15 protein-coding genes and 1 tRNA gene are annotated in these 24730 nt (G+C 63.0%); 11 read left to right on the top strand and 5 right to left on the bottom strand.

Translation table 11 applies throughout. The annotated features are described in order from the left end of the window. Positions 1-95: 95 nt before the first annotated feature. Entirely contained in the window at positions 96-8225 is an 8130-nt protein-coding gene (locus ACODS9_RS25430) for an RHS repeat-associated core domain-containing protein (RefSeq protein WP_489095040.1), read from the top strand. 136 nt (positions 8226-8361) lie between these two features. Continuing rightward, positions 8362-8568 (top strand): hypothetical protein, encoded by a 207-nt coding sequence (locus ACODS9_RS25425; RefSeq protein WP_401109587.1) that lies wholly within the window; start codon positions 8362-8364, stop codon positions 8566-8568. A gap of 278 nt (positions 8569-8846) precedes the next feature. On the opposite strand, the gene ACODS9_RS25420 is transcribed toward ACODS9_RS25425, so the two are convergent. From ACODS9_RS25420 to ACODS9_RS25400, 5 genes are all read right to left on the bottom strand, one after another. Then, positions 8847-8922: transfer RNA gene (locus tag ACODS9_RS25420), tRNA-Gly, on the bottom strand. Positions 8923-8986: 64 nt separating this feature from the next. Beyond that, on the bottom strand, positions 8987-9547 hold the full coding sequence (gene pgsA / locus ACODS9_RS25415) for a CDP-diacylglycerol--glycerol-3-phosphate 3-phosphatidyltransferase (protein ID WP_038706385.1): 561 nt from the start codon (positions 9545-9547) through the stop codon (positions 8987-8989). A 33-nt stretch (positions 9548-9580) separates the two neighbouring features. After that, the gene (uvrC, locus tag ACODS9_RS25410) at positions 9581-11404 is read right to left on the bottom strand and encodes an excinuclease ABC subunit UvrC (protein ID WP_489095039.1); all 1824 of its coding nucleotides are present in this window, start codon (positions 11402-11404) and stop codon (positions 9581-9583) included. A 9-nt stretch (positions 11405-11413) separates the two neighbouring features. Further along, the gene (gacA, locus tag ACODS9_RS25405) at positions 11414-12052 is read right to left on the bottom strand and encodes a response regulator transcription factor GacA (RefSeq protein ID WP_023631421.1); all 639 of its coding nucleotides are present in this window, start codon (positions 12050-12052) and stop codon (positions 11414-11416) included. 63 nt (positions 12053-12115) lie between these two features. Continuing rightward, positions 12116-12505, bottom strand: a complete 390-nt coding sequence (locus ACODS9_RS25400) for a helix-turn-helix domain-containing protein (protein ID WP_046855102.1) — start codon at positions 12503-12505, stop codon at positions 12116-12118. A gap of 616 nt (positions 12506-13121) precedes the next feature. On the opposite strand from ACODS9_RS25400, the gene ACODS9_RS25395 reads away from it, so the two are divergent. The 9 genes from ACODS9_RS25395 to ACODS9_RS25355 are packed head-to-tail and all read left to right on the top strand — an operon-like array spanning position 13122 to position 24691. Next, positions 13122-14423: a nucleotide sugar dehydrogenase gene (locus ACODS9_RS25395; protein WP_489095038.1), complete on the top strand. Its 1302-nt coding sequence runs from the start codon at positions 13122-13124 to the stop codon at positions 14421-14423. 54 nt (positions 14424-14477) lie between these two features. Next, positions 14478-16010 (top strand): glycosyltransferase, encoded by a 1533-nt coding sequence (locus tag ACODS9_RS25390; RefSeq protein ID WP_489095037.1) that lies wholly within the window; start codon positions 14478-14480, stop codon positions 16008-16010. Between the two features lie 16 nt (positions 16011-16026). Then, positions 16027-17178, top strand: a complete 1152-nt coding sequence (locus ACODS9_RS25385; protein ID WP_489095036.1) for a PilZ domain-containing protein — start codon at positions 16027-16029, stop codon at positions 17176-17178. A 9-nt stretch (positions 17179-17187) separates the two neighbouring features. After that, positions 17188-18636: an SEL1-like repeat protein gene (locus tag ACODS9_RS25380; RefSeq protein ID WP_489095035.1), complete on the top strand. Its 1449-nt coding sequence runs from the start codon at positions 17188-17190 to the stop codon at positions 18634-18636. Continuing rightward, positions 18633-20078: an alginate export family protein gene (locus ACODS9_RS25375; protein WP_489095034.1), complete on the top strand. Its 1446-nt coding sequence runs from the start codon at positions 18633-18635 to the stop codon at positions 20076-20078. The genes ACODS9_RS25380 and ACODS9_RS25375 overlap by 4 nt, the downstream gene beginning before the upstream one ends. A 12-nt stretch (positions 20079-20090) precedes the next feature. Then, the gene (locus tag ACODS9_RS25370; RefSeq protein ID WP_489095033.1) at positions 20091-21518 is read left to right on the top strand and encodes an MBOAT family O-acyltransferase; all 1428 of its coding nucleotides are present in this window, start codon (positions 20091-20093) and stop codon (positions 21516-21518) included. 9 nt (positions 21519-21527) lie between these two features. Beyond that, on the top strand, positions 21528-22622 hold the full coding sequence (locus tag ACODS9_RS25365; protein WP_489095032.1) for an alginate O-acetyltransferase: 1095 nt from the start codon (positions 21528-21530) through the stop codon (positions 22620-22622). An 18-nt stretch (positions 22623-22640) separates the two neighbouring features. Continuing rightward, positions 22641-23270: an alginate O-acetyltransferase AlgF gene (locus ACODS9_RS25360; RefSeq protein ID WP_267301161.1), complete on the top strand. Its 630-nt coding sequence runs from the start codon at positions 22641-22643 to the stop codon at positions 23268-23270. 26 nt (positions 23271-23296) lie between these two features. After that, the gene (locus ACODS9_RS25355; protein WP_267301160.1) at positions 23297-24691 is read left to right on the top strand and encodes an alginate O-acetyltransferase AlgX-related protein; all 1395 of its coding nucleotides are present in this window, start codon (positions 23297-23299) and stop codon (positions 24689-24691) included. Positions 24692-24730: the final 39 nt, after the last annotated feature.

Below are 24730 nucleotides of genomic sequence, written 5' to 3'. Positions count from 1 at the left end.
TAAGCAAGCAGCATGACTTAGAGGTCAGACGCGACAACCACCTTGAAAAACGCCGCTTTGAAGAAACCGATAAAACAAACATCTGGTCCTGCGCGTTGCGCAACGCCATCGGCGGTGAATCCACACTCGCGCAGGCCCTGGAAGCATTCATCCAGGCCCCTGAAGGCGGTATCGGCAAGCGCGAAGTGCAATGTGCCTTGCATGATAAACACACCCGCAGGGTCATCCATCAGTGGACCTGCACGTTGGACTACATCGCCGGCGAAGACGCCCTGTCGGCGCGGGTAAAGGCCTTCGCAGACAGCATCGACGCCAATATCCAGATCCAGCACATCATTCACGACAGCGGCGAAGTGCTGACCTCCAGGAGTGATAAAACCCAAACCGCCTGGACACTGAAACTGCCGGCTGCGCTGGACCTTGAGCTGACTGTGAGTGACGCGCGAACTCATGACGCCGCGAATGCGTTGAGCACCAACCCGGGCGCCTTGCTGATGGAGCTGGCCACCCCCTACCTGATCTCTACCCAGCCCAACGGCTACCTTCCCGACATGAGCGACTTCGCCCTGGAGCGGGTCGGCAGCCTAGAGGGAGGCTGGAGCAGTTGCAGCACGATCAAGGCCGGGCGCGCGCTGAGCGAAGGCGAAGTGCTGAGTGCCTTCCTGATCGACCGCCTGGATGGCGATATCCGCAGAATCGATTACACGCCGCCAAAGGAAAAACTCACCGCCGCATTGTGGCCAAAAGCCTTCGCCGAGCATCTTGCGACAGCCGGTGAGGCCATTACGGCAGGCGCATGGAGCGATACCAACACGTTTTCCACCGCCACCAAGCCCTTGCGCCTGTGGAGCCCCGTGCGCTACCGAGCCTTCAGCACCGCGCCTTTTGCCGGCAACATCGTGCAGGTACTGGCGTGCGACGACTCCTTTAGCCCAAGTGAAGGGGTCACGCTGTGTTTGCAGGTACGCGATGTGACCGCCCAGGCGTTGTACGAGCATCACTTTTTCACGCCTACCGCCGCCCAAGCGGGCGATAACTGGTCCCAGGCGCTATGCGAACAGATCAACCGCGACAGCCGTTTGCTGCGTGCAGGCGTGCTCGACGGTTGCAGTGTGACCCCTGCTAAAAGCGGCAATGCCTTCTGGGCGCCGCAATGCGCCGAGCTTTGCGTGACCCTGACTGAAGCGCGCTGGTGGCAAAGCCAGGCAGTCGAAAGCGCAGGGGCTCTGAAAGAAGGGCAAACGGTACAGGCGTGGGTTTACGACGCATTCTCCCATCGCTTGCTCGCCAAGCATGAGTGGGCCCCTACTGCAGCCCAGCGCGCAGCCGGTAAATGGCAGGCGGCTTGGGCGCATGCACTCAACGCGTCGAGCGTGGCGCCTTACCTGCGAGTAGCCACGCACAACCCCCAGGCTGAAATAGACGACGAGGCTGACAACCTGCACCTGTGGCAACGCGGTGATGCACTGCGCATCTTCACTTCCCTGCCTGATGCCGCCAATCGCTTGCCCGGCCCAGACTTGAAATCTGTCTGGAAAAACAAAATCGTGGATGCCGTGCTCATCACCGTGCGCCACCCGGCCAGCCGCAGGCTCCTTCACCGTGCCCTGTTCAAACCTCAGGACGGCGCTGACGTCACCGACAAGAGCGCCTGGCTTACAGCCTTGGCCAATTTCCTCAAAGAAAAGGCTTGGCCAGAGGTCCAGGTTGGGGCGGTCACTGCGCCGCTCTGCGTCCCTCGATACTCGGAATTGCAAATTACCCTGGACAACGTTGGTGATGGCGAAACCTGGAGCGACGGCGACTATGTCAAGTACCTACTGGAGACCGACGACTGGCCCGGCCGCACACCCGCCGAAAAAGCCACGTTCAACGTGACCTCGGCCGACGCGACCGTGCAGGTGAGCGTGCAGTCGTTGAACGGAGAACTGGAGTTCAGGCTGGACAAGGCTGCCCATGATAAAGGCTACCGTATAGCCGCCTGTGTACCCCGCCCCAATGCGCACCCACAATGGCCGGTGGAGGTCACCGAAACCAAGGTGACCTGGGCCGGGCCGATCGACAACCAGGGTTACGACCTTCACCTGACCTACCCGGAAAGTGCTCGCGACAGCACCAAGTTGACTGTAGGCCATATCGGTGCCTTCCACCCCACCCGCTTCTGGCATGCTGCGAAAGCCGTCGAGTTCACCCCGCCGGCGCCGATGGCGGCCTACACGCCAAGCAGTTTCCTTTGCGAGGACTACGGCAACACCAACCATTCCGAAGTTTTCGACACCAGCCACCAGGACCGCACCGGTGTCGACGAGCGCAGCGGCCTGTTCCATGCCCATTATCCGATCGCCACACTGCAAGGCTTGCACGGGCTTGGCCCGGTGTGCGACCTGACCCTGCACTACTCAGCGCTGCGCGCCAACGAAGCCGGGCTCGGGGATGGCTGGGCCTGGCGGTTCTCGCGGATGATCACCAGCGCCGTTCAGGCGAACGACCACCGCTTGCTCACGCTGGCCGACGGCACCCCGGTTTACTTCAGCGAAGAACAGTGGAAAAACCTGGGTGAAGGCAAGGCCGTCAGGACCAAGGCTTGTCGCGTGAGCTGCACCAAGGACTACAGCACCTTCACGATCGAATTCCCGAGCGGGCGACAGGAAATCCTGAGCAAACCCACTGCCGCGGGCAGCGATGAGGTTGAACCCAACGAAGCCTTTCGCCAAACCGTGCTTGGGTTGCTGAAGGCCATCAAGAGCAAAAGCTACCCGGCTGACAAGCCCGCGGACTGGACGCAATATGTGCTTATGGCGATCCTGCCTGCCGCCTGGTTCGGCGCTACCGCACTTGATTTCCATGAGGCTGTGAGGGCTTGGGAAAATCATGCCAACACAAAGGAGCTGGACAAGCGGATCGCGCAGTACGAGCGGCCGTTCGTGCAGCTGCTGCCATCACGTATCGTCTCGCAGTACGGTGAAGCCCTGGACCTGGAATGGAAGCGCCAGCAGGGCCAGTTCCTGTTGATGGGCATCAAGAGTGGGGGGTGCACACTGTTCAGCGCCGAGTACCTGACCCCGTCTGAAGCCAAGGGAAGCCAGGTGAACATGCAGCTCTGGCCGGGTACCGACGAAGCCTTTACCGTCGAACTCCAGCTCAAGGATTATTTGTTGCGCACCCTCAAGCGCGTGCAGAACGAGACCGTCTTGCAGCAGGTGGACTGCGGTTATGACGATGACCCGACCCTGGACAGGGTGCTGTGCCGCCTTGAAGAGCTCGACGGCTCTGTTGAATGCGTCCAGTACAAGAAAGAAGACGCGCAGTTGAAGGGTTCGCCAGCCCTGCCACGGGTAACCCTGCATGCGCTATTGCCGGGGCATGGGCAACAGAACCATATCGACCGCTATACCTACACGGGCAGTTTCCAGCACCCGGATGACCAACTGTTCATCAGCCAGGTGAGAACGGGCACGCACGCGTCGATAGTGCACGAGCTGCATTGCTATGGTCTCGACGAACAAGGCAACCGGACGCCACAGCTGCGCGGCTCCGGGGACAGCTCAGGCCACTCGCTGGAGTTTTCCCTGCGCCAAGAGCGGGCGACGATGACCTTCAAATACAACGGTTGGGGCGATGAGCTGGCCGAGGTCGTCAATAACATTGTGATCAAACTCGACGGGTCGCAATTCCGTATCACCGCCGACGCTCCCGCCATGGAGCGCCGAGATGCAGTGTTACAGTTGCTGTGGACGTATTCCACGAAGAACAGGAGGCTGATACACGAGGCAATCAAGGGCATGCTCAGCCTCGCGAGCAAGGCGCAGCGCGAGAGTTTGGGTAAAACGGTAGAGGCGACCACTGTCGTGACCGATGCCCTGGATCGCCGAATCCGCTTGTATGTTGCGGGCTCACATTCGATTCACTATTGCTATTACCACGCTGCGGAGGTAATGCTTCACGACAATAAGCAGGGAAACTGGCTAGCGCAAAAGGTATCGGAGCTCCTTGGAGAAGTGCCGACGCTGGAGTGCCCTTTTGTTCCGGACTATGCCGACGCCCCCCTGATGGCGGAGTACCAATGTGACGATTATGGAAACCCCCAGAGCCTCAAGCTCTACAGTTACCGTAAAGTCACCCGCGACGCGCGCGAATACCTGGAACTGGCTGACTTTGTAATCATCGAGGGTCTAAAAGGTAGCCTGACCAACGACATCCTGGACCAGAACGCAGACTGGAAGCTGGCAGGACTTGAGGCGCTGGACCACCGAATCACTACCGCCAGCACGGTTCCTGAGCGCAAGAAAACCTCCAGCAAGGAAAGCAAGGTTGTGGAATGGTCGATCACCAACAAACAGGTGACGCACCACAGCGGCCAGACCCTGGAAGTGACCCATGTTCAGAAGTTTGTGGACAATCCAAACGCGCCCGGCATCCAGGTCACCGTCAGCACAACCACTGCTGGGGGTACCACCCAAGTAAGCAGCACGTTGCGCTCACGGTATAGCAGGCGTGCTTTGCAATACGTGGAAAATGGCCTTGAAACGCACTTCACGCGGGATGCTTCAGGGCGGGTCACCCAGGAGGCACGCTACCGACTGGCGACGGGTAGCAGCGGTAAATCCGCCAAGCAGGCGGTCGACGAGCGCATCACCTCAGCGTACAGCGCCGATGGTACGCAGGTAACCCACACCTACCTTGATAGCAGTCAGCGCCTGGAGTACCTCGATGGGCTGCAACGCAGCTGGCGCAGCCTGTGGCGCAGATCGGCGAACGAGGGTTATGTGCCCGTTGATGAATGCTGTTTCAACGACCTGGATGAATCCGTGCTCGGGAGCTGGTCATGGGATTACCTGCCGGGTGGGCAGGCTGTGCGCAAGGATTCACCTCTGCGCAGACTCGCGGGCAGGTGCCCATGGTTGGAGCAGGAAACGAAGCCTGAGCCTGCTTTGACTGGAACTGAAGAAATTGTTGTTGAAAGGCTGCCCAGCCCCCCCACGCCCCCCCCATTTTTTTATAGGGCAGACGCAGAGGAATTTGTCCATGAAGTATTAAACATCATTGCGAAGGTGGATCGAAGCGCCCCCTTAAAAAATATAAAATACGAACAAAATCGCGAAGAAGAACTCATCGGCAACGCCCCGAGCAAAGAAGTAACTACATTCAGCTATGCCTGCCTGAAACTCATAGACCTGAAATACCGCTACAACGTATACATCAACAATCCATACCAACTATTTAAAACAATTCAGGCCATTGCCGGACTCAAAAATTCTGACGGGCTTGAAGAGTTCGCCTCAGAGGTAAGCACATGGGATCCGAGCCCGGAATGGCAACTTAAAAAGGAAAAAATTAACGACTTTAACTCTAAAGGTAACATCACCGAAATTATCGATTTATTTTATGTTGAAAAATATATTGGCTACAGCGACCCCATGCGCATCAACCTGCGCTCCAAGTCTGACATGGAGGATGCACTTGCAGAGGCATTAAATTACTCAGCAGCAATCCAGCTCACCGACGCTTTATCCCTCTCTACGAAAGACCTCACCATTCAGGTCACCGAGCAATCGGGCCTCGGCCCGCAGTGCCTGTCCACACGAACCACCACGACCACGGCAATCTCGAAGGGTTTTTTCAATCGCGCCATGGAGTGGAAGGACGATACCGGCAAACAGCAATTGCAAGTCGAGCAGTTCTACGACAGCAATGGGCATATCGTCTCCCACACCCGTACTGTCGGCGAACAAACTCAAGCCTACAGACTGTCACGCGACTTGCTTGGCCGGATAACCAAAGTACGACGACCCGATGGCACCGTCATCAAACGCACCTATCACGGTTTCAGCAACCAGGTTACGAAGCTGACCGTAGACGGCAAGGTCATGGCGACGCAAACGTTGACAGACTCAGGCAAGCTGCAATCACGAAAGGTGGGCAGCCGCGAATACGGGTTTGCCGACCAAGCCGTGACCCTACCCGATAAAACCAGGCTGCAAACGCTCCAGGATGCCGACGGGGCGCGCTTCCAGGCTGGTGACAATGCACTGTACAGCACAACCCAGGAAGCCGGGGCGACCGTGGTGAGTGCCGCGCCCGGGGGCAAGGGCTGGCGGCACACATTCGCCAGCGCGCAAGTGCCAGGCCGGCGGAATATCACCGAAAAAACGCCCCGGGGCACTGTAGTGGGCCATGAATGGCAAACCCTTCGCGGGCAACGCATCGCCACCCGCCGTGCCAATGGCCGCTGGCAGCGGGTGTTCACCGACAGTGAAGAGCGGGTATTACGCACCTGTGAGGAACATGAGGACGTGGTGTACCGCTACGACGAGCTTGGCCGCCTGCAAGCGCGCCAGGCCCATGCCCTGACAGGCGAAGGGCAGTGGCAGGTCCACAGCGAGTGGGATGGCTTCAACCGCGAGACGGTACGCACTTTCCTGCGCAATGGCGTGGCGTGCTTCAGCCAGCAGTTGGCCTGGCGCGGCGATGGCCGCCTGGAAAGCAAGGCCAGTTACCAGGACGGCAAGCTGCTGCGCACCGAACGCTTCACCTACGACGAGCTCGACCGCCTTGCAAGCTATGCCTGCGACGCGAAGCAAGCAGCACTTTGCCCTCAAGATAGCAATGGCACACCGATCAAGGCACAGACCTTCACATGGGACGCCTTCGACAACCTCACCCAGTGCACAAGTACCCCGTTCGACGGGGATGCCGTAACGGAAACATTCACCTTCGACAGCACTGCCGACCCCACCCGCCTGACTTCGCTGAAAACCGGCAAGCAAACAACCCGCCTGAAGTGGAACAGCAATGGTCACCTGGAGGCAGACACCCAGAAACGAGCGCTGACCTACAATGCCGCCGGCCAGCTCGACAGCGTCAAGGATGCCAAAGGCGCCCTGTTGGCCCGCTATGAGTACGACGCTCTGCAACGCCTGGCGATGCAGTATTCCGAGCACGACCAGACCACACGTGAACTGCGATACGACGGCGATGAGCTGATTGGCCAGGTCTGTTTCGACAAAGCCGGCGAGGCAACCCGCAGCACCTGCATTTCGCCGGGCCTGGCGCAGTATGACGACAACCAGGTGCGCTGGCTGATCGACGACCCCCAGGTCGGTATCGTTGGGCAGGTCCTCGACGGCGAACTGCAACTGGCTCCGTTGTTGCCGTTCGGCGAAGGCGCTTCGCTGGAAGGCGTGGTCAATGGCTACAACGGCATGCGCCGTGACCCGGTAACGGGCCAGTATCATGCCGGTAACGGCTACCGCTGCTACGACCCTGCCCTGCGCCGGTATGCCCAGCCCGACTGGCTGAGCCCCTTCGGCGAAGGGGGCATCAATGATTACGCCCATTGTCCGGACCCGGTCAACCTTCACGACCCCAGCGGCGCAATCATGCTTAGCCGCTGGGGGCAAGATCGGGACCTGAGCATGTATCAACAGGCGCTCCGGGAAACACAGCCCATGCCGGTAGGCGGCCGGTGGCGCGGGATCGCACTGTCCGTTGCCCTGACCGTGGTGGGTGTCGCCGCTTCGGTGATGAGCGGTGGCGCTGCCTCGGCATTCTTCATGGCGATGACCACCTGCGCGATTCTATCGTGTGGTTTTGAAGTTGCCGCCGCACTGACGGAGGACAGCAACCCTGAGCTGTCCAGGAAGCTGGGCCATGCCTCATTGGTGTTCGGCGTGCTGTCACTGTTTGAAAGCGCATTGGGCTTGATCAAGAAACTGCCAACACTGATCAAAAACGGGATGCGAACGATGCGCCAGTTGGGGAAAACCCTACGGATGAAAGTACGCACATGGCGGGCACCTAACAGGGTGCGCCCGACCGGCCTTCCCAAGGCCAGGGAAGCATGGACACAAATGGCGCCCAAAACTCGCCAGGGCTTTCTGGCCAAGGCAATGGACTATGCCGAGCGGGTACTCGACTACCTTGGCCACTCGGAGCGTCTCAACTTCAGCAGATTGGCCTATACACGTGCCGGGTTGCTTGGCAAACCGTTGCAGTTCTTGCATCACATACACAGCCTTGCCATCTTGCCACGCGGATTCACGGCGGCGGCATGGGTGACGGGCAAAGCAGTAGAGGCCTACATCGTGCAAGGGTCAGTCTTCGCCATTATCGCGTGGGCTAAAAATGACAGTTCGGGGCCGGCGAGTCTGTGGGGTCGTTACTCCGTTCCCATGGATCAACACTTCCGTTGGAGCCATGGCGGCGGCGGGCATCTGTTGAGCTGAGCCCATTGGGCTGTGCCGGTTGCTGCACACCCTGCAGCAGCCGACGACGGTTGAAAACGGCATTTTCTGAAACCGGGCACTGGTTTAGCATTGCGTACACAACCCAGCGGCGCCCCACACGTAGGCAGTGAGAGTGATGAGCGATGTCAAAGTTGCAAAGGTCAAGCTGTACAACAGCAAGTTGAAAGCGGGCTTTCTCGACCATGAAATTGACGAAGACGATGTCGTTCTGCCGAGGGAGTCGGTGGGCAGTCTTGACCTGAAAAATGGCGACAAAGTGTCGTTCAAGGTTCAACAAAAAGCGGGCAGGCATTACGCCATTGATGTGCAACTCAAGAAGTAGTCAAGCGCTGAGCTCAGCCCGAAAAAAGTGGCCTTGAGAGCGAATGCCAGTCAGGCAAACTGACTGGCATTTTCATGAGGAGAGGTATATCGATGCCCAAGCCCCAGTTCTGCCATCAATCCGCTACGCCAACTACCCGGAATCGCTGTACGCAAAAATGTACTTGAATTTCGTCGCGGCTGGCGGATTCAGGCAGACTGCGCTGGAACGAAAAAAGACGCCGAAGCGTCTATTTTCAATGATCTAAAGACTCCAATGGAATTCTGTAGATCGATATTTGGAGCGGGAAACGAGACTCGAACTCGCGACCCCGACCTTGGCAAGGTCGTGCTCTACCAACTGAGCTATTCCCGCGTCGTGATGGGTGCCATTCTAGCGATTTACAGAACGGCGTCAACCCCTTGATTCAAAAAAACTTTTACTTCTGCTCCGAACCTTCGCGCAGGTGCGGCCAGGCGGCCACCAGGTAGTGCACCATCGATACCAGGGTCAGCCCCGCCGCCACCAGCAGCAAGCCGTAGCCCAGCACCACCCAGAAGGTCAGCAGCGGCGGGTTGGCCAGCAGGATCACCAGCGCCAGCATCTGCGCGGCGGTCTTCCACTTGCCCAGGTTCGACACCGCCACATGGGCGCGGGCGCCGAGTTCGGCCATCCACTCGCGCAGCGCCGAGACCACGATCTCGCGGCCGATGATCACCGCCGCCGGTAGCGTCAGCCAGAAGTTGGCGTGCACCTGCACCAGCAGCACCAGGGCCACGGCGACCATCAGCTTGTCGGCCACCGGGTCGAGGAAGGCGCCGAACGGGGTGCTCTGCTGCAGCCGACGCGCCAGGTAGCCGTCGAGCCAGTCAGTGGCGGCGGCGATGGCGAACACCGTGCTGGCGGCCATGTAGCTCCAGTGATAGGGCACATAGAACAGCAGGATGAAGATCGGGATGAGCAGGACGCGTAGAACGGTGAGCAGGTTTGGAATATTCATCGGTACGACTGGCTGCGAGTTGAACCCGGCATTCTACTCGCTATGCAGGCTGGCATAAATCGACTCGGCAAGCTTTTTACTGATGCCGGGGGCCTTGGCGATCTCGTCGACACTGGCGCGGTTGAGCTCCTGCAGGCCGCCGAAATGTTTCAGCAAGTCGCGGCGGCGCTTGGGCCCGACCCCGGCGACGTCCTCCAGGCTCGAGGTGCGCCGGGCCTTGCCGCGCCGGGCGCGGTGGCCGGTGATGGCGAAGCGGTGGGCTTCGTCGCGGATCTGCTGGATCAGGTGCAGGGCCGGCGAGTCGCCCTTGAGGGTGAACTCGTGGGCCACGTCGTTCAGGTAGAGAGTTTCGAAACCGGCCTTGCGGGTCACGCCCTTGGCCACGCCGAGCAGGGTGAGATCGGTAAGGCCGAGCTCCTGCATCACCTCGCGGGCCATGTTCAGCTGGCCCTTGCCGCCGTCCACCAGCAGCACGTCGGGCAGCTTGCCCTCGCCGTCCTTGATCCGCCCGTAACGGCGCATCAGCGCCTGGTGCATGGCGGCGTAGTCGTCGCCAGCGGTCACGCCTTCGATGTTGAAGCGGCGGTAGTCGGATTTGAGCGGGCCTTCCGGGCCGAACACCACGCAGCTGGCCACGGTGGCCTCACCGCTGGAGTGGCTGATGTCGTAGCACTCCAGGCGCTGCGGCACTTCGTCCAGGCCCAGTACCTGGGCCAGCGCCTCGAAGCGGGCGGCCATGTGCTGGCGGTTGGCCAGGCGGGCGTTGAGGGCCTGCTCGGCGTTGGTCACCGCCAGTTGCTGCCAGCGCGCCCGCGTGCCGCGCACACGGTGGCTGATGCTCAGCTCGCGGCCGCGCAGGGTCTGCACCGCCTCGCTGATGGCGGCGAAGTCATCATGCACCACGTTGACGATCAGCTCGCCCGGCAGCTCGCGCTCGGCGTTGCCGAGGTAGTACTGGGAAAGGAACGCGGCCATGACCTCGGCCACCTCCTCCTCGATGCCCACCTGGGGGAAGAAGTTCTTGCTGCCCAGCACCCGGCCGCCACGCACGCTGATCAGGTGCACGCAGGCACCGCCCGGGTTGACGAAAGCCGCCACCACGTCGACATCACCGGAGCCGCCCTCCATGTACTGTTGGTCCTGGACCCGCCGCAACAGGGCGATCTGGTCGCGCAGCTCGGCGGCCTTCTCGAAATTCAGGGCCATGGCGGCCCTTTCCATCTCGGCATTGAGTTCGTTGCCCAGCTGCTGGCTGCGCCCCTCGAGGAACATCACCGAGTGACGCACGTCCTCGGCGTATTCCTCGGGCGTCACCAGGCCCACGCACGGCCCCTTGCAGCGCTTGATCTGGTACTGCAGGCACGGGCGGGTGCGGTTGGCGTAGTAGCTGTCTTCGCACTGGCGCACCGAGAACGCCTTTTGCAGCAGGCTCAGGCATTCGCGGATGGCACCTGCGCTGGGGTACGGGCCGAAGTAGCGGCCCTTGGCTTTCTTCGCGCCGCGATGGATACCCAGGCGTGGGAATTCCCCGTCAGACAGGAATACGTATGGGTAGGACTTATCGTCACGCAGCAGGATGTTGTAGGGCGGGCGCCATTCCTTGATCAGCGTCTGCTCGAGCAGCAGCGCCTCGGTTTCGTTGGCGGTGATGGTGGTCTCGACCTGGGCGATACGCCCCACCAGGGCAGCCGTCTTCGGCGCAAGACCGGTCTTGCGAAAATAGCTGGCCAGGCGCTTCTTGAGGTTCTTGGCCTTGCCCACGTACAACAGGCGGGCCTCGCCGTCGAACATCCGGTAAACGCCCGGGCGACCGCTGCAGGTCGCCAGGAACGCACTTGCATCAAAAGGTTGGGACATGAGGTGTGCTTAAAGACTTGCGTCGACCATACCGTGACGGACGGCCAGCAAGGTCAGTTCGACGTCGCTGGTGACCGAGAGTTTTTCGAAGATTCGATAACGGTAAGTATTGACGGTCTTGGGCGACAGACACAACTTGTCAGAGATGATCTGCACCTTCTGGCAGCCGACGATCATCAGCGCAATCTGGATTTCCCGCTCGGACAGCGCATCGAACGGCGACCCCTGGGGCTGGAACGACTTGAGCGCCAACTGCTGGGCGATCTGCGGGCTGATGTAGCGCTGGCCGGCGAAGGCCAGGCGGATGGCCTGGACCATCTCGTCGAGCCCGGCGCCCTTGGTCAGGTAGCCCGCGGCCCCCGCCTGCAACAGGCGGGTGGGAAACGGATCTTCCTCGCACACGGTCACCGCGACCACCTTGGTGTCCGGGTGACTGCGCAACAGTTTGCGCGTGGCCTCCAGGCCGCCGATCCCTGGCATCTTCACATCCATCAGCACCACGTCCGGCTTGAGCTCGCGGGCCAGTTTGAGGGCGGACTCGCCAGAGTCCGCCTCCCCCACCACCTGCAGCCCGTCGATGTCGGCCAGCATGCGTGTGATGCCGGTACGCACCAGATCGTGATCGTCGACCACCAGGACCCTAATCAAGCAGACACCTCGTCAGTGGGGCGATTGGATCCCGCCACCTTAACAAAATTTTTCACAACGAACCTAGCGCAAAGCGTCATGGAAATATGCCTGCCGGTCAGGCCGGCGCATGCGCAACCCTTCATGGCCACCTTCTTCACCCGCGAGGCGGTTGAGCAGGTGCCACACCGCAGCCTGGTCGGCCGACGGCAGGCGGCGAAAGGCGCCTAGCAGGCGGTTCTCATCCGAGGTCAGGCTGTCCAGGGGCGCTGGGGTGTGCACGCCACTGAGCACATACAGCGCATCCACGCCGCGGCTTGCGACCGCCGCGAGATAGTCCATGCGCGGCGTGCGTTCGCCGCTCTCGTATTTGCCCTGGGCGTTGGGCTCGACACCGCCGATATCGCCAAAAATGCGCTGGGTCAGGCCCAGGCGTTCGCGCTCTTCTCTGAGTCGCGGACCAAATCCGTTCATCTGCTTGCCTCCTTTGCATGAATGGAAGACGGGTGCATCCCGCACCCGAGTGAATGTCTGCACAATCGTCCGGCACTATGCCAATTGGATCCAATCGTTGCAAGCCATCATTGCGCCACGCCCTGGATCAGGGGGGACAGAAGACATGCCACCACAGTGGGTTCAGCACTGCCGTCTGCAGGCTTTGCATCGCCCGCGCAAGGGTTTGCCGGCGATGGCGGACAACACGAAAGAACCTGAATGACATTAATCGGCCAGCAGAAAAACGTGCGGGACACGCCACTGCAAGAATCACGAAAAACCACCGTTTTGACGCCATTATGTCGACACCAATTAGATAATCATTTTTTTGACGCCCAACTTACATCAAACTTTAACTCATTGTTTTTAAAGGATTTTTTAACTAACAAAACAAACTTTAAGAAAATTCCAAACAAACTAACCAACAACGCTTGCCGCACTATCAGAAAACTCCTTAGGATGTAAAAAGACCACCACGAAACAGCCTGCACCGCTACCTATCTAGCGCGGCTTGATCCTGCGCGTCTGGCATTTGCATAACTTCTTGAACTGAGTATCTCGGCCGGCCTTGCGCCGCGCCTGGGGAGAGGGATCTATGAACATCAGTATCTTCGGACTTGGCTATGTGGGGGCGGTCTGCGCCGGTTGCCTGTCGGCACGTGGGCATCAGGTGCTGGGGGTGGATGTCGCCCAGGCGAAGATCGACATGATCAACCAGGGCCGCTCGCCCATCGTCGAGCCGGGCCTGGAGCAACTGCTGCTCGACGGCGTGCGTCAGGGGCGCCTGCGCGGCACCACCGATGTGCAGGCGGCGATCCTCGCCACCGAGCTGTCGCTGCTGTGCGTCGGCACCCCGAGCAAGGCCAATGGCGACCTCGACCTGGTGTACATGGAGGCGGTGTGCCGCGAGATCGGCGCGGCCCTGCGCGACAAGGCCAGCCGTCACACCGTGGTGGTGCGCAGCACGGTACTGCCGGGCACGGTGAAGAACGTGGTCATCCCGCTGCTCGAGCAGGCCTCGGGCAAGCAGGCCGGGCGCGACTTTGGCGTGGCGGTCAACCCGGAGTTCCTGCGCGAGAGCACGGCGATCCAGGACTACTACTTCCCGGCCATGACCGTGATCGGCGAACTCGACAGTCGTTCCGGCGACCTGCTCGCCTCGCTGTACCAGGGCCTGGACGCGCCGGTGATCCGCAAGTCGATCGAGGTCGCCGAACTGATCAAGTACACCTGCAACGTCTGGCACGCCACCAAGGTCAGCTTCGCCAACGAGATCGGCAACATCGCCAAGGCCTCGGGGGTCGATGGCCGCGAAGTGATGGACGTGGTCTGCCAGGACTACAAGCTCAACCTGTCGCGCTACTACCTGCGCCCAGGCTTCGCCTTTGGCGGTTCATGCCTGCCCAAGGACGTGCGCGCCCTCACCTACCGCGCCAGCCAGTTGGACGTGGCGCACCCGCTGCTCGGCTCGATCATGGCCAGCAACCGCAGCCAGGTGCAGACCGCCTTCGACCTGGTGACCCAGGCCGGCAAGCGCCGCATCGCCCTGCTGGGCCTGGCCTTCAAGGCCAACAGCGACGACCTGCGCGAGAGCCCGCTGGTGACCCTGGCCGAGCAGTTGATCGGGAAAGGTTACGAGCTGCGTATCTTCGACGCCAACGTCGAGCATGCACGGCAGTTCGGCGCCAACCGCCAGTACATCGAGCAACAGATCCCTCATGTCAGCGCCCTGCTGCGCAGCGACCTGCAACAGGTGATCGATGAAGCCGAGGTGATCGTGGTGGGCAACAACGACGAACGCTTCGTACAGGCGCTCGACGCCGGCAAGCAGGTGATCGACCTGGTCGGCTTCATGGCCGGCGGCAGCAACGCCCAACACCACGGCATCTGCTGGTAAGGCACGCCGATGCCCGCCCCTGCGGCGGGCCCCGACCCAAGGAGCTACAGCGCCATGGAACGACAACGACAGCGGCCTCTCGCGGCCCCGGGCTATCTGCGCGCAGCGGCCACCTTCTGTGCCTGGGCAATGCTCGCCGGGCTCATCGCGCTGGCCGCGCAGATGGTCGCGCCACAGTACCTGGACCCAGGCCATCACCAGTTCATCTTCATCATCGGCACCCTGGGCATGTGGCGCTACGGCAATGCCATCGTCCACTACCTGCGCGGCATGTACTTCCTGCACTGGCGCTTCCCACGCCTGCGCCGCCAGGTCGAGCGCCTGGGCAACGCGGCATTGCCATCGCACATGTTCATGGTGGTGACCAGCTTTCGCATCCCCACCCACACCACCTTCAAGGTATACCAGTCGGTGTTCCAGGAGGTGCAACGACTCAAGGTGCCGTGCACGGTGATCGCCTCGATCGTCGAGAAAGGTGACGAGCAGTTCATCAAGGACATCATGCGCGACGAGGTACAGGGCCGCGACGATATTCGCCTGGTCATCGTCCGCGCCCGCGGCACCGGCAAGCGCGATGGCCTGGCCCACGCCTTCCGTGCCTTGTCGCGGCAGATGCCGCTGGAAGATGCGGTGGTCGGCGTGGTCGACGGCGACACCATGATGCTGCCCGGCTGCGTCGAGCGGGCAGTCAAGCTGTTCACCGTGCTGCCCGACGTCGGTGGCCTGACCACCAACGAGTTCTGCGAGGTCGAGGGCAGCCGCTGGATGCGCCAATGGCACTCGATGCGTTTCGTCCAGCGGCACATCAACATGTGTTCGATGGCCCTGTCGCATCGGGTGCTGACCCTGACCGGGCGGCTGTCGTTCTTCCGCGCCGGGGTGATGACCGACCCGGCGTTCATCCGCGACGTCGAGGCGGACTTCCTCGAGCACTGGCGCCTGGGCCGCTTCCAGTTCCTCACCGGCGACGACAAGTCCAGCTGGCTGAGCCTGATGCGCGCCGGCTGGGACACCTTCTACGTGCCCGACAGCCACACCCTGACCGTCGAGCACCCACCCAGCGACAGCTTCTGGGTCGCCACCCGCCAGTTGATGTTCCGCTGGTACGGCAACTCGCTGCGGCAGAACTTCCGCGCCACCGCCCTGCTCGGCCGCGCGCGCCTGGGGCTGTTCACCCTGTACGTGCTGCTCGACCAGCGGGTGTCGATGTGGACCTGCCTGATGGGCCTGACCGCTTCGGTGGTGGCCGGCCTGGTATTCGGCATCCAGTACCTGCTGGTGTACCTGTTCTGGGTGCTGATCTCGCGCAGCCTGGTGACCGTGCTGTTCATCTTCGCCGGGCACCCGGTCAGCCCGATGTACCCCTTCGTTCTCTATTACAACCAGATCGTCGGCTCGCTGATGAAGGTCTACGCGATGTTCCACATGGACCAGCAACGCTGGACGCGGCAGAAGACCACCCTGGCCACCGGCAGCGTCGACTTCGACGCCAGCCTCAACCGCTGGTCCTCGAAGGCGATGCTGTGCTCCTCGATCGCCATCTTCTTCGGGGTCATCACCGTGCTTCTAGAACTCACGCAACGTTAAGGAAAGGCGCCTGCACATGAGTACTTCCAATACCCCCGCGGCCCCGGCCAACATCGTCCACGAAGCCATCGACGAGCGTCAGTACGTGCGCACCCGCATGAACGCCCGGGTACGCCTGACCGGGGCCGGGCGCGAGCCGCTCGAGGCGGACCTGGCCGACATCTCGCTGGGCGGCATCGGCCTGCTGCACGAAGCGCCGCTGACCATCGGCGCGCTGTACGACGCCTCGATCCAGCTGCGCCTGAACCAGGTCGACCTGGCGATCGAAGGCAAGGTGCGCATCGTCTCCCAGCGCGGCAAAGAGGTCGGTGCGCAATTCGTCGACCTCGACGCGCAGAAGCGCGACATCCTGCGCTACCTGATCAGCGCCTACCTGTCGGGCGAGGTTGCCGACATCAACGGCCTGTTCAACGTGATGCAGCGGGAAAACTACATCAAGGCGCGCAAGCACCAGCAAGCCCGCGCGCGCACGCCGGGCGAGCGCCTCAAGGCCATCGCCGGCACCGCGCTGTACACCGCTGCCGGCCTGGCCGCGCTGGGTTTCGTCGGCTACAAGGGCTACCTGCTGTTCTTCCGCATCCCGGCACTGCAGGCCACGGTGGCGAGCAACGCCCAGGTCATCAGCATGCCGGACAACGGCTACGTGAAGTACCTGCTGCCGGTCGACGCCACCGAGGTGCGCGCCGGCCAACCACTGGCGAACATCTCCACCCAGTTGGCCACCAGCTTCACCAGCCCGGCTGACATGAAGGCCCTGGCCGACCTTGCCCCGGGCGACCTGCAGGCGTTGCTGGGCCGCGCCAGCGTCGAGACGGTGATCAACAGCCCGTGCGACTGCCAGGTCTGGTACCCGTCGCAACCGCTGGACGGCTACGGCTACAAGGCCGCGCCGATGATGCACCTGCTGCCCAAGGGCGAGGCCATGTTCGTGCGCGCCAACGTGCCCTTCGACAAGCTCGCCGATGTCAGCCGCGTGCGCTCGGTGGACATGCAGGTGTTCGGCCTCGACCAGCACTTCAGCGGCAAGGTGGTGGACGCCCGCTCCGACGAGCTGAACCACAACCTGGCGCTGACCATCCAGCCGGACAGCCCGCTGCCGGCGGCGGCCTACCAGAAGGCCGTGGCGGTCGACCTGTACCTGGGCCTGCCGTTCGGCAGCGGCAACTGAGGGCCGCTCATGAACGCCAAGAACGCCCCGCGCCTGTTGCTGGCCGGCCTCGGCCTGGTCTGCGCCGGCAGCGGCTGGGCCGGGCAGAGCCTGGAGCAGATCCGCTACGCGCTGTACAAGGACCCGGGCGCCGACGTCACGAGCGACCTGCGCGCCCTCGCCGAGCGTGGCGACCTGGCCTCCAAGCAACTGCTTGGCGATGTGCTGGCCAACAGCGACAGTGCCAACCGCCAGGACATCGTGAGCCTGTACCAGGAGGCCTTCGCCGACGGCCACGGCCAGATCCCGGCGTTGGCCTCGCTGGCGCGCCTGCTCGACCGCACCCCGCGCCTGCAGCGCAGTCACGAGGCGTGGATGCGCCAGGCCCTGGCCCGCTACCCCAACGACCGTGACCCGCGCAGCACCAGCACCAGCCTGGAGGTGTTCCTGGTCTATCCGCAGCTGTTCCCGGGCGAGCGCGCCGCCGAACTGCTGGCGCTGTACGAACAGAGCTGCCTGCTCAACTGCCGCCCTGAGCTGTATCGCGCCGTGGTCGCCGAGCGCCAGGGCGACCGCGCCGCAGCCGAGCGCTGGTACCAGCAAGCGGCACGCATCGACCCACGCGGCATCGAGCGCTACTACCGCTTCCTCGGCGAGCGCCAGGACCCGGCCTTCCTCGCCTTCGCCCGCAGCCTGGAGCCGGAGATGGCCAGCCTGCCGGTGGAGGTGGTGCAGCGCATCGGCGCGCTGCTGGACAGCATCCATGGCACCACCCGCGCCGAACTGGACGCCGAACGCGAACAGCGCCAGAGCCGCGCCATGGGCGCCAAGGTCGAGCCGACGGCCGAGCAACTGGCCCGCGACAAGGCCGACGACCAGCTGCGCGCCGACGGCGTCGCCGAGGCCCAGCGCTGGCTGGACAACGCCGTCGCCCGTGGCTACCTGCCGGCGCTGGTGGCCAAGGCCAACTTCATGATCTCCAACCCCACCGAGCACAACGCCGAGCAGGCCCAGGCGCTGATCACCCAGGTAAGGGCCAAGGACCCGACCCGCGCCAAGGCATTGGATGCCCAGTTCTACATGGTCAATAACTGGCTGACCCTGGACCCGTACAAGGCCCATGCACTGATCGACGAGCTGATCGCCGCCCACTACCCGGACGCCCGCCTGCTGCTGGGTGACCTGTACAGCAAAGGCGGCCTCGACCAGCCCGACCAGGAGCGCGCCCTGGCCATCTGGCGGCAACAGGCCGAGCAAGGCTCTACCGCCGCCTGGTACCGCATGGCCACCGTGCACCTGCGCGGCCGGGCCATCTGCCACGACCCGGTAAAGGCCTACACCTACGCCCGCATCGCCCTCGACCTCGGCGAGACCCGCGCCCGTGGCCTGATCAAGCGGCTGGACAAGACCTTGCCCAAGGATGACATCGAGCGCGCCCTGGCCGTGCGCAACGATCTGTTGAAGGAGCCCACCCTGTGAAAGCGCACCCACCCCTGCTCGGCGCCCTGCTCGCCCTGGCGCCGCTGACGGTGCTGGCAGCCGAGGAAGTCACCGGCCCCGAGGCCGACAGCAGCGCGCCGATGCGCGTCGCGACCGTTGACGGCAGCGAACCGGTGATCACCTCGGAGTTCTTCAACAAGCTCACCCTGCAGACCGGCTACGGCCCGCAGGACTCCCAGGTCGGCCGTGACCGCGAGAGTTTCTACAGCCTGCGCTACGAGCCGTCGTTCGCCTGGTACTCGCCGGAAAAACGCTGGGCCAGGTGGATGGTCTATGGTCGCCTGTGGCTGAACTACGACTCCAGCCAGTCGAGCAACCTGGCCAACGAGTCGACCAACAACAATGCCCGCGAACAACCCGAGGGCTGGTACGCCGAACTACGCGAGCTGTACGTCAAGCGCAACCTGATCGGCGACGACCCGCGCTTCTCGCTGTCGTTCGGCCGCCAACGTTTCGCCGACGACTACGGCATCTGGTGGGACGACAGCCTGGAGTCGGTGCGCTTCGACTACCAGGACACCTTCTCCGACGCATTCGTCGCGCTCGGGCAGAAATTCCACAACTACAACACCGACGTCAATTCGCTGGCCGCGAGCGAAGAGCGCACGCTGTACCTGATGGGCCAGTACGCCTATCGCTGGAGCCCGAACAACCAGGTTGGCGTGCGCCTGATGCAGGAGAACGACCGCAGCGACCACGACGTCGACGATCGCTACGACTTCAAGGGCTGGCGCTACGGACTGTTCTTCAAGGGCGACAACCTGCCCCTGGCCACCGACTACCACCTGGAACTGGCGGCCCTGGACGGCAAGATGGACAACACCGCCGGCAACGGCGTCACCAGCACCGGCCACGCCAGCAAAGGCTGGGCGGCGCTGGGCGAGGTCGGCAAGCGCTTCGAGACGCTGCCCTGGACCCCGCGCCTGGCGTTGCGCGGCGGCCTGACCGACAAGCCGGACGACGACAACGACGGCTTCCGGCTCAACCCGATCCAGTCCGACCGCATCACCCGCCAGGGCTCGTACAGCACGCGCCTGACCAGTGCGTTCGTCGCCCTCGACTTGCGCAACCTGAGTTACTACGGCTTCGCCCTGGAGACCCGCCCCACCGCGCGCAGCGCCCTGGACCTGCGGGTGACCCAGCTCAACCTGCGCGACGAGGGCGGCGCGCTGCCGATCCGCATGGCCACCGATGCCCGCGCCCGACGCCAGAGCGAACTGAACACCGGGCTGCACGGCAAGGGCGACAACGTCGGCCAGATGATCGACCTCAACTACTACTGGAAGATGTTCCCGGTAGCCCTCGACGGCAAGCGCCTGGACGTCAACACCCTGGTCAGCGCCAGCTACCTCAATGCAGGCAGCGCGCTGGACAGCGGTGACGACTACCAGCTGAGTGTCGGCGTGGTGATCAGCTACTAAGGACGGGCCAGCATGATCTTCGCCTCCAACGTATTCCTGTTCCTCTACCTGCCGCTGTTCCTGGCTATCTACTACCTGGCCCGGCCGCGGTGGCGCTCGCTGGTGATCGTTGCCGCCAGCTACGTGTTCTACGCCTGGTGGCGCCCGGACTTCCTGCTGCTGTTCGTCGCCATCACCGCCTGGAACTACGCGTTCGGCCTGGGCATCAAGGCACGCCTGGACGCCGCGGACAAACCTTGGGCCTTGCGCCTGCTGTGGTTGGGCGTGGCCGGCAACCTGGCGACGCTGGGCTACTTCAAGTACGCCAACTTCGGCGCCGAGATGCTGGCCCTGCTGCTGGCGCCGCTGGGCATCGACACCTGGACGCTGGAGAACATCTTCCTGCCGCTGGGCATCTCGTTCTATGTGTTCCATGCCCTGAGCTACATCGTCGACATCTACCGCAAGGACGCCACGCCCACGCGCAGCTTCATCGACTTCGCCGCCTTCGTCGCACTGTTCCCGCACCTGGTGGCGGGGCCGATCCTGCGCTACAGCCAGCTGGCCCCGCAGTTGCGCCAGCGCAGCCACTCGCTGGAGCTGTTCTCGCTGGGCGTGTGCCGGTTCATGCTCGGTTTCATCATGAAGGTGTTGATTGCCGACCGCCTGGCGCCGATCAACGTGCTGTTCATCGGCGAAGGCAGCCTGCAGTTCAGCGATGCCTGGTTCGGCCTGGTGGTGTCGACGCTGCAGCTGTACTTCGACTTCGCCGGCTACAGCCACATGGCCCTGGGCCTGGCGCTGATGATGGGCTTTCGCTTCCCGGAAAACTTCAACCAGCCTTATGTGTCGCAAAGCATCACCGAGTTCTGGTCGCGCTGGCACATGACCCTGGCGCATTTCCTGCGCGACTACGTCTACATGCCCCTGGTGCGCAAGCGCGTGGCCGGCGCCCTGCCGGCGCTGGTGTGGACCATGCTGCTGTCGGGCCTGTGGCACGGGGCAAGCTTCGCCTTCATCTGCTGGGGGCTGTTCTTCGGCATCGGCATGGTGCTGGAGCGCAAGTTCGGCCTGGCCACCAAGGTCAGCACGCCGTACCGCCTGGGCCGCAACCTGCGCACCGCGTTGCTGATCATCCTGAGCATGCCGCTGTTCTTCACCATGGACCTGCGCCACAGCCTCGACATCTACCGGGCGCTGCTGGGCCTGAACGGCTTCGGCTCGCTGGAGTTGTACGTGCTCGGCGCCTCGAAGATGGCCATGGCCTTCGCCCTGGTGGCAGTCGCCTGGCTGATTCTGGCCGGGATCAACAACGTGCGCTTCTACGCCGGCAACCAGGACAGCTACTTCATGCGTCATGTCGGGGTGCTGCACAGCCTGCTGCTGTGGGCGGGCTTCCTGCTGGCGCTGAGCAGCCTGGCGGCCAGTTCGTTTTCGCCGTTCCTGTATTTCCAGTTCTAGGAGAGTGCCGTGTACCCGGTGATGAAGACGGCCAGCAAGGCCAACGGTGTGATCTTTGCCCTGGCGTTGGCGGCGATGTTCGTCTATTCGCTGCCGCCGGTGCTGAGCTTCGCCCGCGCCCAGACCGACAGCTGGAACCTGTTCGTCGACGGCAAGCTGTTGCGCAAGTTCGAGCAGGTCTACGACAAGCGCTTGTTCCTGCGCGAACCCTCCGTTCAACTGTGGGCCGACGCACGCTTCCAGCTGTTCGGCGAGGGCACACAGGGCGTGGTGCTGGGCAAGGACGGCTGGCTCTACACCAGCCAGGAATACCGCGTGCCCAACGACCTGGACGCCAACCTGGCGAGCCAGCTGGCGCAGATCGCCAAGGTCAGGCAGCAACTGGCCGAGCACGGCAAGCACCTGGTGCTGCTGCCCTTGCCGATGAAGCTGGATATCTATGCCACCCATGCCGAGCGCGCCTTCGACCCACGGGTGACCAGCCTCTATGACCGCTTCGTCGCCGACCTGCAACTGCGCCGCCTGGATGTGGTGCCGCTGCGTGATGCCTACCTGCGCAACCTGGCAGGTCCGCGCCTGTTCCTCAAGTCCGACACCCACTGGAGCCCGGACGGCGCGCGGCTGTCGGCCTATGAACTGGCACGCCAGCGCCCGCGCCTGCTCGGTGACCAGGTGTATGTCTCGCACAAGACCGGCGACAAGACGGTCAAGGGCGACCTGATGAACTACCTGCAGTTCGACCATGCCCGCCTGGCGCCACAGTTTGGCGCCAATCCGATCGAACTGTACGAGACCCTCAAGGCCGCCCAGAGCAGTGACGAGCTGTTCGCCGAACAGGCGCAGAGCCTGCTGCTGGTGGGCACCAGCTACAGCAAGATCGACGATTGGAACTTCGTCGGATTCCTCAAGGAAGCGCTCAACCGTGACCTGTTGTCCGTCGCCGTAGAGGCCCGAGGGCCGTTCGAGGCGATGAACCAGTTCCTCGCCAGCGACCAGTTGCACAACCCGCAGGTCGACACCGTGATCTGGGAGTTTCCCCTGCGCACCCTGCTTGCCCATCGCCCCGGCGCGCTTGCCCGCGACGCCCAGCCCGCGCATTTCTGACGCCCCAAGGAGAACCTGATGAAGCTTTCGCCCCTGTTCACCGCCCTGGCCCTGACCGCCGCCAGCCACACCGCCCTGGCCGCCGAAGGCAATGCCGACCTGTACGACGCCGTGGCCCCGGCCGACTCGGCCTTCGTGCGCGTGCTCAACCTGTCCGACAGCAGCATCGATGTGGCCCTCAGCGGCAAGCTCAATGCGCAGAAGGTCGCCCCGGGGCAGCTCAGCGGCTACCGTTTCGTGCCGGCCGGGGTACACCGGATCGGCATCGGCGCCACGGCCATCGAGCCGACCCTGGCGGCCAACGCCGCCAGCACCGTGGTGTACGACGGCAAGCAGCTGCAAGTGATCGCCGACCAGTACGTCAATGAGCCGAAGAAGGCCCAGGTGGCCTTCTACAACCTGACCCCGGCCCAGGCCACGCTGCGCACCGCCGACGGCAAGCACGAGGTGGTCAAGGCCCTGGCCAAGGGCCAGACCGGCGCGCGCATGGTCAACGAAATCAAGATCGACTTCGCCGCCTATGTCGGCGGTCAGGAAGTGGCCAGCTTCGACGAGTTGTTTCTCAAGAAAGGCCGCTCCTACAGCTACGTGCTGCTGCCAGGCAATCGCAGCCTGAGCCTGGCCAACAGCATCGACCCGACCGAGTGACACACCGCCGCAAGGATGACTGGCCCATGAACACCTTCCTCCCCCTTGGCCTGGCGGCCACCCTGGCGCTGACGGCCCTGCCCGGCCAGGCCGCCGAACCTGCACGGCCCGGCTGCGAGAACCTGCAGTGCATGGTCTGCCCGGCCCTGGCCGAACCGCAGCACTATGCCGAAGGGCGCATGAAGCTGATGCGCCAAATCGTCCCCGGCAAGGAGCGCTGGCTGTTCCGCTCGATGGTCGACCTGACCAACGACTTCGGCATTCCCGCGCCCATGCGCCCGGAGTTCGCCCGGCTGATGGACGCATTCCACCGCCAGGGAATCCAGGTGGCCATGGCGGTCCAGCCAACCCGCGGCCTGATGCACCGCGACAAGCTCTACGCCGACCAGTTGCATGGTTTCGACTTCGAGCGCGCCAGCCGCAACCTCGACACCTACCTGGGGCAACTGCGCCAGGGCGGCGCGGTGGTGGCGCCGATGATGCAGTTGGTGCGCCAGCCGCCTCAGGGCGAATACTTCTTCCGCCGCGACCACCACTGGACCCCGGCCGGCGCCGAGGCCACGGCCAGGTTGATGGCCGAGGAGATCCGCCGCCAGCCGTTCTACAGTGGCTTGAGCAAGAAACGCTACAGCACCGAGCCCGGCGTGATGGTACCCAAGGACGGCACGCTGAACCTGGCCCTGAGCTACATCTGCGGCAACAACTACGGGTTCCAGTACGTACGCGGCTACCAGACCGTGCCCGTGGCCGATAGCAGCGATGCCCTGTTCGACGAAGCGCCCGACCCCGAGGTGATCCTGGTCGGCGACAGCAATGCCGCGGCCCGCGAGGACGAGAGCAAGCAGTTCAACTTCGACGGCTACCTGAAACAGTACCTGCAGGCGGATGTGCTCAACTACGCACTGCCCGGCGTGGGCGAGGACGGCTCGCTCCTGGAATATCTGCTGTCCGCCGACTACAAGCCCGAGGCGCCGCCCAAGCTGATCGTCTGGGAACTGCCGGCCAACTACCGCCTGGACTCGCCGTTGATGTATCGCCAACTGGTGCCGGCGATACACGGCGGCTGCAAGGCTTCCAGGGAGCTACTGGGTACGAAACTGCAGCGGCCGGCACTGCAGGTCGGCGAGCGCATCGAACTGCTGAGCAATGCCGGCAGTGCCCGGCAGGCGGTGTCCAAGGGCTTTCTCGACATCCGCCTGAGCGACAGGAACGTCAAGGACTTCTACATCATCGTCTATTACGACAACGGCGCCCGCGACAAGGTGTGGTTCCGTCGCGAGGCGGCGGTTGGTGGCGGCCAGTACTACCTGGAGCTGAGCCGGGCGCCCGAGTTCGCCGGCGCCAACCTGCTCTCGGTATTCCTCGAGCCAACCAAGGCCGGCACCGCCGCCACCGATGTGGAGACGCGCCTGTGTCTGTGAAATCGATAATAGGGGCTGCTGCGCAGCCCATCGGCCGGC

It is taken from the genome of Pseudomonas sp. FG36 (assembly GCF_057809275.1).
Note: the sequence above shows the minus strand (reverse complement) of the source record. Positions and strands in the feature narration are given on the sequence as shown.

Bases quoted from the DNA above. Each gene is read 5' to 3' on its own strand.
- ACODS9_RS25395 (WP_489095038.1), top strand. From the start codon at position 13,122: ATGAACATCAGTATCTTCGGACTTGGCTATGTGGGGGCGGTCTGCGCC.
- ACODS9_RS25370 (WP_489095033.1), top strand. From the start codon at position 20,091: ATGATCTTCGCCTCCAACGTATTCCTGTTCCTCTACCTGCCGCTGTTC.
- ACODS9_RS25390 (WP_489095037.1), top strand. From the start codon at position 14,478: ATGGAACGACAACGACAGCGGCCTCTCGCGGCCCCGGGCTATCTGCGC.
- uvrC (WP_489095039.1), bottom strand. From the start codon at position 11,404: ATGTCCCAACCTTTTGATGCAAGTGCGTTCCTGGCGACCTGCAGCGGT.
- ACODS9_RS25380 (WP_489095035.1), top strand. From the start codon at position 17,188: ATGAACGCCAAGAACGCCCCGCGCCTGTTGCTGGCCGGCCTCGGCCTG.
- ACODS9_RS25385 (WP_489095036.1), top strand. From the start codon at position 16,027: ATGAGTACTTCCAATACCCCCGCGGCCCCGGCCAACATCGTCCACGAA.
- pgsA (WP_038706385.1), bottom strand. From the start codon at position 9,547: ATGAATATTCCAAACCTGCTCACCGTTCTACGCGTCCTGCTCATCCCG.
- ACODS9_RS25355 (WP_267301160.1), top strand. From the start codon at position 23,297: ATGAACACCTTCCTCCCCCTTGGCCTGGCGGCCACCCTGGCGCTGACG.
- ACODS9_RS25400 (WP_046855102.1), bottom strand. From the start codon at position 12,505: ATGAACGGATTTGGTCCGCGACTCAGAGAAGAGCGCGAACGCCTGGGC.
- ACODS9_RS25360 (WP_267301161.1), top strand. From the start codon at position 22,641: ATGAAGCTTTCGCCCCTGTTCACCGCCCTGGCCCTGACCGCCGCCAGC.
- ACODS9_RS25425 (WP_401109587.1), top strand. From the start codon at position 8,362: ATGAGCGATGTCAAAGTTGCAAAGGTCAAGCTGTACAACAGCAAGTTG.